The sequence below is a fragment of the Arthrobacter sp. 01L42 genome (genome assembly GCF_056400005.1).
Map to the genome: position 1 here is coordinate 18239 of NZ_JBFTSL010000001.1, position 12841 is coordinate 31079.

At 68.5% G+C, this 12841-nt stretch carries 8 protein-coding genes; 3 read left to right on the forward strand and 5 right to left on the reverse strand.

The genetic code is table 11. The features are described from left to right. Positions 1-33 precede the first annotated feature (33 nt). From AC1DN2_RS00090 to AC1DN2_RS00105, 4 genes are all read right to left on the reverse strand, one after another. Positions 34-771: an amino acid ABC transporter ATP-binding protein gene (locus AC1DN2_RS00090; protein WP_028277189.1), complete on the reverse strand. Its 738-nt coding sequence runs from the start codon at positions 769-771 to the stop codon at positions 34-36. Then, complete coding sequence (locus AC1DN2_RS00095; protein WP_028277188.1) at positions 768-1532, reverse strand: amino acid ABC transporter permease; 765 nt, start codon at positions 1530-1532, stop codon at positions 768-770. The genes AC1DN2_RS00090 and AC1DN2_RS00095 overlap by 4 nt, the downstream gene beginning before the upstream one ends. Before the next feature lie 3 nt (positions 1533-1535). After that, a complete protein-coding gene (locus AC1DN2_RS00100; protein WP_223913927.1) occupies positions 1536-2471 on the reverse strand; it encodes an ABC transporter substrate-binding protein in 936 nt (311 codons plus the stop codon). Between the two features lie 408 nt (positions 2472-2879). Further along, positions 2880-3590: an exonuclease domain-containing protein gene (locus AC1DN2_RS00105; protein WP_476848757.1), complete on the reverse strand. Its 711-nt coding sequence runs from the start codon at positions 3588-3590 to the stop codon at positions 2880-2882. Positions 3591-3687: 97 nt separating this feature from the next. Here AC1DN2_RS00105 and AC1DN2_RS00110 point away from each other — a divergent pair, with 97 nt between their 5' ends. Genes AC1DN2_RS00110 through AC1DN2_RS00120 form a run of 3 tightly spaced genes read left to right on the forward strand, consistent with a single transcriptional unit; the run spans position 3688 to position 11074 of the window. Then, entirely contained in the window at positions 3688-4104 is a 417-nt protein-coding gene (locus AC1DN2_RS00110) for an MGMT family protein (RefSeq protein ID WP_028277185.1), read from the forward strand. 26 nt (positions 4105-4130) lie between these two features. Beyond that, on the forward strand, positions 4131-7484 hold the full coding sequence (locus AC1DN2_RS00115; protein ID WP_476849006.1) for an ATP-dependent helicase: 3354 nt from the start codon (positions 4131-4133) through the stop codon (positions 7482-7484). Beyond that, on the forward strand, positions 7481-11074 hold the full coding sequence (locus tag AC1DN2_RS00120; RefSeq protein ID WP_476848758.1) for an ATP-dependent helicase: 3594 nt from the start codon (positions 7481-7483) through the stop codon (positions 11072-11074). The genes AC1DN2_RS00115 and AC1DN2_RS00120 overlap by 4 nt, the downstream gene beginning before the upstream one ends. Before the next feature lie 77 nt (positions 11075-11151). On the opposite strand, the gene AC1DN2_RS00125 is transcribed toward AC1DN2_RS00120, so the two are convergent. Beyond that, positions 11152-12714: a macrolide 2'-phosphotransferase gene (locus tag AC1DN2_RS00125; protein ID WP_476848759.1), complete on the reverse strand. Its 1563-nt coding sequence runs from the start codon at positions 12712-12714 to the stop codon at positions 11152-11154. Positions 12715-12841: the final 127 nt, after the last annotated feature.

The window sequence follows — 12841 nt, forward strand, 5'->3', positions numbered from 1 at the left end:
CAGTCATTTAAGCTGCCGTGACGCTGGAGCGAACTACAGAACGTCCGCGAGGAACCCCTGCAGCCGCTCGGTCCGCGGGCTGGTAAAGATCTGTTCCGGGGGACCGGACTCGACGACGACGCCGGCGTCCATGAACGTCACGGTGTCCGAGACATTGCGGGAGAAGCCCATCTCGTGGGTCACCACCACCATGGTCATGCCGCCCTTGGCGAGGTCGGCCATCAGCGCCAGCACACCCTTGACGAGCTCGGGGTCGAGGGCGGAGGTGGCCTCATCGAAGAACATCACCTCCGGCTTCATGGCCAGGGCGCGGGCAATGGCGACACGCTGCTGCTGGCCGCCGGAGAGATTGGCAGGACGCGCGTCGGCCTTGTGTTTGAGCCCCACCAGGTCGAGCTGCTCGAGTGCCTCGGCCCGGGCCTGCTCCGCCGGCAGCTTGCGCAGCTTCCGCAGCGCCAGCGAGACGTTGTCCACAACGGTCTTGTGCGGGAACAGGTTGAACTGCTGGAACACCATGCCGATCCGCTGGCGCAGCTCGTCCGGGTTGTCCTTCAGGACCGAGCGGCCATCGAGCAGGATGTCGCCCTGGTCCGGTTCGATCAGACGGTTCATGACACGCAGCAGCGTCGATTTTCCTGAGCCGGAGGGCCCGATCACCGAGGCAGTGGTGCCCTTCTCGACATGAAGGTCGATGCCGCGGAGGACATGGTTCGTGCCGAAGGACAAGTGCAGGTTCTTGCCGGTCAGCGAGCCGGAGGCGAATTCGCTCATGGCTGTGCTCCCTTCCCGATCAAGGCCGCGGCGTCGTCAGGCTGACGCTTCTCCGGACGGCCGGTGCGCAGACGCTTGTCGATGTAGTTGACCAAGTGGGTGAGCGGAACGGTCAGGATGAGATACATGAACGCGGCGGCAACCAGTGGCGAGAGGTTTCCCGTATTGGCGGCGGCGTCGTTACCGATCCGGAAGATCTCGCGCTGGCTGGCGATCAGGCCCAGCAGATAGATCAGGGACGAGTCCTTGATCAGCGCGATGAACTGGTTGACCAGGGCCGGGAGCACGCGCCGGACGCCCTGTGGAATCACCACGAGGCGCATAGACGAGCCATAGCTGAAGCCCAGGGCCCGGGACGCCTCCAGCTGGCCCTTTTCCACGCTCTGGATGCCCGAGCGGAAGATCTCGCCGATGTAGGCCGCAGCCATGAGCGTCAGGGCGAAGATGGCCAGCGGGAACGGGTTCGTGGATCCGGTCGCTACCCGGACTATGGGTCCGAGCCCGAGGCCGATGAGGAGGATGATGACAATAGCCGGAACGCCGCGGAAGATGTCCGTGTAGATCCGGGAGAGCCACCGCAGCGGCGTCAGGCGGGACGTGCCCATGACGGCCAGGACCATGCCCAGGATGCACCCGAGCACGCCCGAGGAAACCGCCAGGATCAGGGTGTTGGGCAGGCCGAACATAATCATGTTCGGCAGGACGGCTGCCATCGCCTCCCAGTCAAAGAAGGTCTTTACGAGTTGATCGAGTGCATCCATGGACTAGGACTTCGGAACGGTGACAGCCTTGGAGCCCGGGGACCACGTGGCCGGGGTCTCGCGGTCCGGGTACCATTCCTTGGTCAGCTTGGACCAGGTGCCGTCGGCAATCACGGCGTCGAGGCCGGAGTTCAGCGCGTCGATGAGCGGCTGGTTTTCCTTGTTCACGGCGTACGCGGTGAAGTTCTGGGTGTTTACAACCGACTCGGCGATGACCGTGCCGTCGCCTTCCTTGACCTGGCCGGTAGCCTGCTGGGACGGAGCGACCCAGGCGTCGACCTGGCCGTTCTTCAAGTTGGCATACGCGGTGTTGTAGTCCTCGAAGCGGACGGGCTCGATCTGGAGGGTGTTGGTGACGTAGTCATCCTGCACCGTGCCCTGGACCACGGCGATGCGGGTGTCCTTGGTCAGGTCCTTGAACCCCTTGATGTTGGAGTCCTTCTTGGCGACCACGGCCATGTAGCCGAAGTCGTAACCGTTGGTGAAACCCACGGTCTTGCGGCGCGCGTCAGTGGTGGAGATCGAGGAGGACCCGAGGTCGAACTGCTTGTTCTGAACCTGGGCGAGCAGCGAGGCGAAGCCGGTCGCCTTGAACTCCACCTTGAGGCCCAGCTTGTCCGCAATGGCGCGCAGGAGCTCGTTGTCGTAGCCGGTGAACTTGCCCGACTTGTCGATGTAGATGTTCGGCGGGGCGTCCGAAAGGGTGCCCACAGTCAGGGTTCCGTCGCTGATCAGGCCGAGCTTGGACTTGTCAATCTGGTCCAGGGGAGTGACGTCCTTGGTCGTATATTTGTCCAGGGACTTCTGGTCGCTGCCCTGGAGGGCATCCGTCGGTGACGCCGTTGACTGGGCCGAACCGCCGCCGCAGGCTGCAAGGGAAACCGCCACGGCGATGGCCACGGGAACGGTGGTCAGCCACTTCAAGGCTTTGCTTTTCATCACGCAATCACTTTCGTCTGAAATTCAGTGGGTCGCGGGAGGCTCATCGGGCCCCCGGCCGCTGGCTTGGGCGCCGGGTGGAGCAGACACGCCGCGAAAGATAATTGTGTCATCCGACGTGGGCGCCCATTCAATCCGAACAAATCAGAGATGATGTGTGCGTTCTGCGAACTATCTTCAGGATCGCGTGTGATCGGCGCTGATCCTGATAGTGCTGGCGGGGTGGCGCGGAATCATCGGCGCCGGAGCGGGCGGCAAGTGGAAGCCCCGGGCCGTGTGACCTCCGTCGCAATCACTGGATTTGCGCGCAGCGGGGGACTAGTTAAGCCGTTCCGCCGGCGAACGTTTCGTTTTAAGAAGTGCTCCCGCGCCGGGGCCCAGCGTCCGGAATCCCAGCGTCCGGAAATCCTAGAAGTCGCCCCGGCTGGCGTCCTCGGGAGGCAGGACGGGCCAGTCGCCTTCGATCACGGCGGCCGGCTTCGTCTTGCGCAGGTAGCTTTGGAAGTCCGCGGCCTGGGCAGAGGCCCATTCGACCTGGAGCTGGTGCAGGTTGCCCGCCGGCATCCTGAGCTTGGGGAATTTTCCGGCCATGGCATCGAGCATCCGAAGGGTTGCCAGGGCATCGGCCGCGGAGGTATGCGCGTTGTCCAGATTGACGCCGTACTCCTCGCATAAGGCGGTGAGCGTGCGCTTGCCCTTGCGGTAGCGGTCCACCTGTTTGTTCATGACGTACGGATCCAGCACGGGGAAGCGGCTCAACTGAGGGACGCCGTAGCGGGCAGACTCGGCGGCGAGCACCGTGAAGTCGTAGCTGGCGTTGAAGGCGATGACCGGCACACCCGTGTCGAAAAGCTCCTGGAGCACGGCGGCGACCTCCCGCGTCACTTCCCCGGCGGGGCGGCCTTCGCTGCGGGCCTTCTCGGTGGTGACGCCGTGGATGTCGCTGGCCTCGGTGGGAATCTCAACCCCGGGGTCCGCGAGCCACTCGTGTTCCTGGACAATCCCGCCGTCGGAGTCCACCACGGTGATGGATGCTGTGACAATCCGCGCCGCGCGGGAGTTCCGCCCGGTGGTTTCGAGGTCGAAGGCTGCGCGGGGGAGGGTGTTCCAAGTGCTCATGCTTCAACGCTACCTGCTGCCACTGACAGTTCCTGACCGGGGTGGCGGCGTGCCGCCCGGGCACGGTTCCGGAGTCCGGAACGGCTAGGCTGGACCGATGCGGACGGAGTATGTGGAGGCGGTGCTGGAGCTCGTGGCGTTGATCCCGGCCGGCACGGCGGTGGCCTACGGCGACGTTGCGGAACTCCTCGGTGCCGGCGGCCCGCGCCAGGTCGGATCGGTCATGAGCCACTATGGCAGCAGCGTGCCCTGGTGGCGTGTCCTGAAATCCAGCGGAGACGCCCCGCCCGGCCTGGAGCACGAGGCATTGGGCCTTTATCTGCAGGAGGGGACGCCGCTTCTGGGCCGCTACGAGGACTTCCGCCGGACCGGCGAGGGGCGCTGGCGTGTTGACCTGGCCTCCGGCCGGTGGGCGCCCACCGACGCCGATTTCGACCGGATCGATGCCATCGCGGAGCGGCTCGAGCGGGAGTCGCATAAATTGTCGGTACCCGATGATGAAATGACTGTGTGAGTACCCCCAGCCACCTTGAACCAAGCCTGCAGCGGTCCGGGTCCCGTCCCCTTCCCGGGGCGGGGCGCGCAACGGGAGCGGGGCTGCGCCTGTTGCCGCCCCGGACCCAGCACAGCGCGGTGCCGGTGCTGTCACCGGACCAGCTTGCCGCCGTCGAGGTCCCGCCCGGCTCCGGCCCCGTCCTGGTGCCCGGCGCGCCCGGCACCGGCAAGTCGACGGTCCTTGTCGAGGCTGCCGTCCGCCGCACCCTGCGCGATGGTCTGGATCCGGAGCGGATGCTCATCCTGGCTCCCGGGCGGCTCGCCGCGGATACGCTCCGCGACCGGTTCACGGCCCGCCTGGACCGGAGCCTGAGCACGACGCCGGCACGGACCTGGGCGTCATATGCCTTCGATCTGATCCGCCGTGCCAAGGCCGAAGGCCTCCTGCCGCTTCCGCGCCAGCCGAAGCTGCTCTCCGGCCCGGAACAGGACCTGATCATCAAGGAACTGCTGGAGGGCCATGCGCTGCCCGGCCTCGAGCTGCCCTGGCCCGAGGACCTGGGCGCCGCCCTGCAGACCCGCGGTTTCCGGCAGGAAGTGCGCCAGCTCTTTGACCGGATCATCGAATCCGGGCGGACCGCCGAGGACCTTGTGGCCTTGGCCCGGCAGTGCAACCGGCCGGACTGGATTCCGGCGGCCGCCCTGTACTCCGAATACCGCGATGTCCTGGACCTGCGCATGCCCGAGGCCTTCGACCCCGCCGGCATCATCACTGCCGCGCGCCAGATCTTCCAGGACTCACCCGATTTCCTCGCCGCCGAACGCGACCGCCTGCAGCTGATTCTCGTGGATGACATCCAGGAGGCGAACCCGGCGGTCTTCGAATTGCTCGCCGACATCGCCGCCGGCAAGGATGCCATCATCACTGCCTCGCCGGACACCGTGGTTCAGGGCTTCCGCGGGGCACGCCCCGATCTCGTGGCGGAGCTTCCCGGCCTCCTGGCACCTGACGGGACGATCCTGGAACGACCCCTGTGGACGGCGCATCGGCAGGACCCGGCAGTGGCGGAGGCATGGCTGTCAGTGGCCGGGCGCATCTCCCGCAGGTCCGGCGGGCAGTCCGCCCGCCGGCTCGAACAGCCCGGACCGGTGCCGGCGCCGGACGGGCAACCAGTCCCCGTTCCGGAGGGAGCCGCCGGTGCCCGGGCGGGGACGGTCGAGGCCCACCTGCTGCCGTCCCCGGTCCACGAGCTGCGGTATGTGGCCCAGCGGATCCTCGAAGCCCAGCTGAACGACGACCGGGAACTCGGGGACATCGCCGTGATAGTGCGCAACGGCGGCCAGCTCAGCCAGTTGCAGCGTTACCTGGCCGGCCAGGGGATCCCGGTCCGGATTCCCGTCGCCGAATCCGCCGTCCGGGACGAGGTCGCGGTCCGTCCGCTGCTCGATGCCTATGCGGTGGCCCTGGACCCTGCCGTGCTCACACCCGAGTCAGCGGTGTCCTTGCTGACGTCCCGGATAGGCGGCGCCACCGCGATTGAACTGCGGAGGCTGCGGCAGTCGCTGCGCCGGGAGGAACTCCTGGGCGGCGGCGGGCGCACCAGCGACGCGCTCCTGGTCGAAGCCCTGCTGGAGCCGGGAGCGCTCGCAACGCTGGGCATCGAGGGTCACTCGGCCCGCCGGATTGCCCGGATGATCGCAGCGGGCCGGGACGCCGCCGGTGCCCCCGGCGGCAACGCAGAGACGGTGCTCTGGGCGCTCTGGCATTCCACCGGCCTGGCCTCCCGCTGGACCGACGCCGCCCTCGCCGGAGGCTCAGCCGGTGCCCGGGCCGACCGTGACCTTGATGCCATGATGGCGCTGTTCCATACCGCGGAACGCTTTGTGGACCAGCTGCCGGGTTCCGGCCCGGAGCAGTTCCTTGAATACCTGCTCAGCCAGGAACTTCCCATGGATACCCTGGCCGCCCGGGCGCAGCTGGAAGACGCGGTGGAGCTCATGACCCCTGCCAGCGCGGCTGGCCGCGAATGGCCGGTGGTCATTGTGCCCGGACTTCAGGAAGGCGTGTGGCCCAACACCCGGTTGCGCGGAGAACTGCTCGGCAGCACGTTGTTCGCCGACGCCGTCGAGCACGGCGTGGAGTATGCCCTGCGACTGGATCCGCAGAGCCGGCTGCGCGAAATACGCTATGACGAGCTCCGGAGCTTTTCCACGGCAGTGTCCCGCGCCCGGGAGGTGCTGATCTGCACGGCGGTGTCCTCGGAGGACGAGCAGCCGTCCTCGTTCCTGGACTATGTGGCGCCGTTGCGGCCCGGGCAGGACCGCCGGGGCTTTACCCCGGTCGAGCGTCCGCTGACGCTCCGGGCGCTGGTAGCGGAGCTGCGGCAGTACGCCCAGCTCGACCCGAGGGCGGCCGAATCGGCGGAAGCCGCGGCCGTCCTGGGGGGCCTGGCCACGGCCCAGCCGCCGGTTCCGGGCGCGCACCCCGCGAGCTGGTGGGGGCTGGCGGAGTTGTCCTCGGAGGAGGCGGTGGTTCCGCCGGGCGGTACTGTGTTCGTGTCGCCCTCGAAGGTCGAAACCGTGCAGAAATCTCCGCTGGACTGGTTTGTCCAAGCCGCCGGAGGTGAAGCCGCCACCGATTTTGCCCGCAGCCTCGGAACGCTGGTCCACGCCATTGCGCAGGACCTCCCGGACGCCTCGGGAAGCGAGTATGTCGCCGAACTCGTCCGGCGCTGGCCCACGCTGGGGATGAAGGACAACTGGGAAGGCAAACTGGACTTCCAGCGAGCCGAGTCCATGGTCCGCAAGCTCGCCCAGTATGTCCTCGTGATGCGCAGCGAGGGCCGGAGCCTGATCGGCGTCGAACAGGACTTTGAGGTGAAGCTGCCGGACGTTCCGGCGGAGGCCGCTTCCACACAGTCCGGATCCGATCCGGGCGAGGGCGGAAGCGCCGGTCCGGCGCGGCCCGCCGTGCTCAGGGGCCAGGTCGACCGGCTGGAGATCGACGCCGAGGGCCGGCTGGTGATCATCGACCTCAAGACCGGCAAACGCCAGCCCGGCAAAGCGGATCTGGACCGGCACCCGCAGCTCGGTGCCTACCAGGCCGCCGTGCTGGCCGGCGGCTTCGCGGGTCCCGACGACGGTCCGCCGCCGCTGCCGGGCGGCGCCGTCCTGGCCCAGCTGGGCACCACCACCAAGAGCCCCGGCATCCAGGCCCAGGCACCGCTGGATCCGCAGGACAACTGGGCACTGGAGATGGTCGGCGACGCGGCCCGCGTGATGTCCGGCAGCGTTTTCCAGGCCCGCCACGATCCGTCCAAGGGAGGCCACGGCGGCCACGGCTGCCGGCTCCCTGAAGTGTGCCCGCTGTGCGTGCGGGGAAAGCAGGTTACTGAATGAGCCCCGAGGCGCCGGCAAGCGGCCCGACCGACCCGCATCCGGCTCCGGCTCCCCTCCCCGAGCCCCTTCCTGAGCCGCGGTTCAGCCCGGAAGAGCTGTCGGCACTGCTGGGGGAGGGGAACAGCCCCACGGCCGAACAGTCCCTGATCATTTCCTCGCCCCTCACGCCGCGGCTCGTGATCGCCGGGGCAGGCTCGGGGAAGACCGCCACCATGGCGGACCGGGTAGTGTGGCTCGTCGCCAACGGCTGGGTCCGGCCGGAGGAAGTCCTCGGCGTCACCTTCACCCGCAAGGCCGCCGGTGAACTCGCCTCGCGGATCCGGGCCAAGCTGGCCGCGCTGGCGCGCATCGCGGCGGCCGACACCGGGAACACGCTCTTCCCTGCCGGGCTGCTGAGCGCGGATGCGCTCGAACCCAAGGTCTCCACCTACCACTCGTATGCGAGCGGCATTGTGTCCGACTACGGTCTCCGCCTCGGCGTCGAACGCGACGTCGTGCTGCTCGGCGGCGCCCAGTCGTTCCAGCTCGCCAGCGAGGTGGTGGAAGCCTTTGACGGGGACTACGAACACTTCCGGTCCGCCAAATCAACGCTCGTCAAGGCCGTGATCCAGCTGGCGGGAGAGTGCTCCGAGCATTTGCAGGACCCGACCCAGGCCCGTGGCTGGCTCTTGGAGCGGGTCGCCGCGTTCGAGTCGCTCCCGTATGTCGCAGAAGCCAAGAAGAACCCCACCCAAGCTGCGGGCGAGCTCAGCGCGATGCTTCGCACGCGGGCCAGCGTCGCGGACATGGTGGGCCGCTATTCCGAGGCGAAGCGCGCCCGCGGCGCCTTGGACTTCGGTGACCTGGTGGCCCTGGCGGCGCGGGTGGCCAGTGAGATTCCGGTCGCCGCCCAAACAGAGCGCCAGCGTTACAAGGTGGTGCTTCTCGATGAGTTCCAGGACACCTCGCACGCCCAGTTGGTGCTGTTCTCCCGGCTCTTCGGCGACGGCCATGCGGTTACCGCGGTGGGGGACCCGAACCAGTCCATCTACGGATTCCGGGGAGCGTCCGCCGGGCAACTCTTCCATTTCGTCCGCGAATTCCCGATCCTCGTCAGCAGCGAAGGCACCGACACCGCCCACGGCGGCGAGGGGGACCGGGGCAGCTCGCGGGACCGGGGCAGCGGGCAGGCCCGGCGCTTTGCCGTGGCGCCCACCTCCTACTTGACTACAGCGTGGCGCAACGGACGCAACATACTGGCCACGGCCAACCTCATTTCGGCGCCGCTGAGCAAAGCGGCGGCGAACCTCGGGGCCGCCGGGGCCCGGGAAAGCGCCGACGCCGTCGAGGTCCCGCCACTGCAGCCCAGCCCGGCCGCGGTGGACGGCAGGGTGGTGATGGGACGGTTCGCCACGGACGAAGCCGAGGCCGCGGCGATCGCAGGCGACGTGCTGAAATTTCGCGTGACAGACTTCGACGCCGCGCACTCCGCCGACCCGGTTCCGCCGGCCATGGCTGTCCTGTGCCGGCGCCGGGCACAGATGGAATGCATTCGCCGCGAGTTCGAAGTCCGGGGTATTCCCTATGAAATCGTTGGGCTCGGCGGGCTGTTGGACACGCCGGAAATCATCGATCTTGTCGCTACGCTCCGGGTCCTGGCCGACCCAGGCCGCTCGGACTCCCTCATGCGCCTGCTGGCCGGCGCGCGGTGGCGGATCGGCCCGGCGGACCTGATGGCCCTGCGGGACTGGTCGAGTTTCCTGGCCCGCCGTCGGGGTCGCCCCGGCGGCCTGGAGGCCGGCGACGCCGGACAGGGTGCCGAGGATGACGGGCGTGCCGCCGAGGACGCGCTGGATGACGCTGTGATCGAAGGCGACATCACGGACGCCGCCAGCCTGGTCGAGGCCCTGGACTGGCTGCCCCGCGACGGCTGGACCTCGGCGCACGGACGCAGACTGAGCCCGGAGGCCCGGGACCGTCTGCAGCGGCTCTCGGACGAGCTCCGGCAGTTGCGCAGCTACATGGGGGACGACCTCACCACTTTGCTCGGGGAGGTCGAACGGGCGATGCTCCTGGACATCGAAGTTGCGGCCCGGCCCGGGATCAGCATCCATCAGGCCCGCCGCAACCTGGACGCCTTCCAGGACGCGGCGGCCGGGTTCCTGCACACCTCCCAGCGGGTAGATGTCCTGGCGTTCCTCGCATGGCTGGAAGCTGCGGCGGCCGAGGAAAACGGTCTGGATGCCGCAGCGCCGGAGGTGAACCACGAAGCCGTCCAGCTGCTGACCGTGCATGCCTCCAAGGGGCTGGAATGGGATGTCGTGTTCGTTCCCGGGCTCAATTCCGGGGCGTTCCCCAGCAGCCGCGACTCGCGGTGGAGCAGCGGCAGTGCGGCACTGCCGTGGCCGTTGCGCGGCGATCGCACCGATTTGCCCCAATGGGACCTGGACCAGCCGGACCAAAAAGGCTGGCTTGACGCCGAGAAGGAGTTCAAGTCTGCCGTCCAGGCGCACGGCGAGGCCGAGGAACGGCGCCTGGCCTACGTGGCGTACACCCGTGCCAAACACGTGCTCTGGCTATCGAGTGCGGCGTGGGTGGGGTCCCGGGCCGGTTTGGCGGAGATGTCTCCCTTCCTTGCCGGGCTCGAGGGCCTCACCGCCGACGGCGCGGCCGAAATCCATCCGCTGTCCGTCAGCGAGGACGCGCTGCCGGCCGAAAGCCCCCTGACCTCTGAACTCGAAGTCGCCGCCTGGCCCTATGATCCGCTGGAGGGCCCGCATGACCCCCGGACGGGAAAACGGCTGCGGCTTGTCCCGGGCCGGCGGGCGGCCATGGAATCCGCAGCGGCCCGCGTCCTGCAGGCAATGGCATCCGGCCCGGATGGCGCGGACGCCGGAAAACGTCCCGTCCTGCGCGGTCCTGCCGCCGGGTGGGCGCAGGAGGCGGCCACTTTGCTGGAACGCCGCTCCCGGCGTTCGGTGGTCCAGGATGTGCATCTGCCCGGGCACATCTCGGCGTCGACTCTCGTGGACCTGGAAGATGACCCAGGCTCCGTTGTGGCCCGCCTGCGCAGGCCGATCCCGCGCGAACCGGGGATGTCGGCGCGCAAGGGCACGGCCTTCCACGCCTGGGTGGAGGAATACTTCGGCGCCGCCGGGATGCTGGACCTGGGTGAGGCAGCCGGCGCTGACGACCACATCGACGAGGCCTACGGCCTGGATTCCATGGTGGAAACTTTCCGTCAGTCCGAGTGGGCCCACCGCGCCCCCGCCCACGTCGAGGTCCCGGTCGAGACACGGATCGGCGACGTCGTGGTCCGGGGCAGGATCGACGCCGTGTTCCGCGACGCCGACGGCCGCTGGGATCTTGTGGACTGGAAGACCGGCCGCCGCCCCTCGGCGGCCCAACTGAAGGTCAAGGCAGTCCAGCTCGCCGTCTACCGGCTGGCCTGGGCCCGGCTCAAGGGGGTCCCGTTGGAGGACGTCCGGGCCGCCTTCTACTACGTGGCCGACAACCAGGTGGTCCGCCCCCATGACCTTGGATCAGCGGAAAAGCTTGAGGAAATCGTGTCGGCGGCGCTAGGGAGGACAGCGACGCACAGCGGCGCCTAGCGGATGTCAGCCGGCCGGAGAAAGCCCGCCGTTCGATCCGGGCGGGGCAGTACACCTGAACCGGCCGGCAGCCGGCGCTAGCGGGACGCGGAGTCGACCACCGTGATCGCGGCGGTTGACGTGTTGTCACCGGACCCGGGCTGGACGACGGCGATCGATTGCGTCGATGTGTCGGTACCGGCTGGAACCGCGGCCCCGGCGTCGCTGTCACCGGCCTCACTGACCTTCCCGGAGTCCGGGTCGGGGGCCGCCGCCTGCGGGGCGCCGTCCAGCGCGGCATCAGCGCTGGAGGGCTCGGAGGACTTGGCGGCGCCGGGGATTGCGGTGATTTCGGCGGACGCACCTGCGGCCTTACCGGCGCCCGGCTCGGCGCTTGCCTGGTCGCCTGCTTCAGCGGCTGCGGCTGTGGCTGTGTCTGCGACGGGCTGGGGGACAGCCGCCGGTTCGTCAGCCCCCGTTTCGCGGGGGATAGGCGTGACGTGCACAGCGGGCCTGGCACTGATGCCAGCAGTGGCATCATCAGCCGGAGCGCTGCCCGGGACCGGCTCCATAGGCAGCAGCGTGACCTTGCTGACGGCGGGCTCCGTCCCGTTGGCCGCTGGGGCCGGCGCAGCCGGGACCGTCGGCGCATCGACATGAGCACCGGCGTCGGCGATGGCTTGTTCTGTGCCGGGTTCGGGTGCCGCGACCGGCTGCGGCAGCGGTTCCACGCTGATTGGCTGGCCGCCGTGTTCGGCCACGTCCTCGGCCAGTGTGGCGAGCATGGATTCCGCCTCGTCGATCATTTCCTGGTTGCCGGCGGCCATGCCCTTGACCAGATACTGCGCCAGGGCGAATTCGGCGGAGAGCGCGGCCCGCCGCAACAGGTGCGCATCGGGCGCGTCGCGCCGGCTGGAGGTGTAGTGATCCAGGACCGCATTCACAAAGTCCTGTTCGTTGGAGGCGACCAGCCAGGCCATGTCGTCCGCCGGGTCACCGATGCGCAAGTCGGTCCAGCCCGTCACTGCGGTCACACGCTCACCCTCGACCAGCAGGTTGTCCTCGTGGAGGTCGCCGTGAACGACGCAGGGATTGAAACGCCAGAGCGAGACGTCTTCCATGGCGTGTTCCCAGCGCCGCAGCAGCAGCGGCGGGATTTTTCCGGTCGTGGCCGCCTGGTCCAGTTCATTGAGGCGCCGCTGGCGGAATTCGTTGGGCGTGTAGCTGGGCAGATCGGCGTTGCTCACAATTGACCGTGGGAGGTCATGGATCGCGGCCAGGGCCGCCCCGATTTCGCGGGCCAGCGCGGGAGAGCCGTTGCTGAGCTCGTCCAGGGAGCGGGTGGCGCCGGCCAGGTGCGAATAGACAAACGTGCTGAGCTGGCCTTGCCGGACCGTTCCCGCCACCGTGGGCATGAGGAACGGGAGCTCGGCCCGGATGCCGGGAGCGAACGCACGCAGCACCAGGAATTCGGTTTCCAGCCGGGCGCTCGCTTCGGCATGCCGGGGGGAGCGGACGCGCCAACGCTTGCCCTCAGAGTCCAGCAGGAGGGCCGCGTCGAAGTCCGCCGGATCGTCGGGCGCAGAGCTGACGGCGGTCGGGGTCAGGCCGGGTACCGCCGCCGTTGCTACAGCTGCCAGTTCGATTGGTTTCCTTCTCACCCTTCCACGGTAGATTGAGCGGCGCCCAAGTCGGCGATGCACTCCGGCGAGTCTTGAGATCGGGGACAAATCGGAGGGAAATAGGCGCTGAATCCGGGGCAGGCGTCTTGTCCCGCACATGCTGTGG

Coding starts and splice junctions, on each gene's coding strand:
- AC1DN2_RS00090 (WP_028277189.1), bottom strand. CDS start 771: ATGAGCGAATTCGCCTCCGGCTCGCTGACCGGCAAGAACCTGCACTTG.
- AC1DN2_RS00095 (WP_028277188.1), bottom strand. CDS start 1,532: ATGGATGCACTCGATCAACTCGTAAAGACCTTCTTTGACTGGGAGGCG.
- AC1DN2_RS00100 (WP_223913927.1), bottom strand. CDS start 2,471: ATGAAAAGCAAAGCCTTGAAGTGGCTGACCACCGTTCCCGTGGCCATC.
- AC1DN2_RS00105 (WP_476848757.1), bottom strand. CDS start 3,590: ATGAGCACTTGGAACACCCTCCCCCGCGCAGCCTTCGACCTCGAAACC.
- AC1DN2_RS00110 (WP_028277185.1), top strand. CDS start 3,688: ATGCGGACGGAGTATGTGGAGGCGGTGCTGGAGCTCGTGGCGTTGATC.
- AC1DN2_RS00120 (WP_476848758.1), top strand. CDS start 7,481: ATGAGCCCCGAGGCGCCGGCAAGCGGCCCGACCGACCCGCATCCGGCT.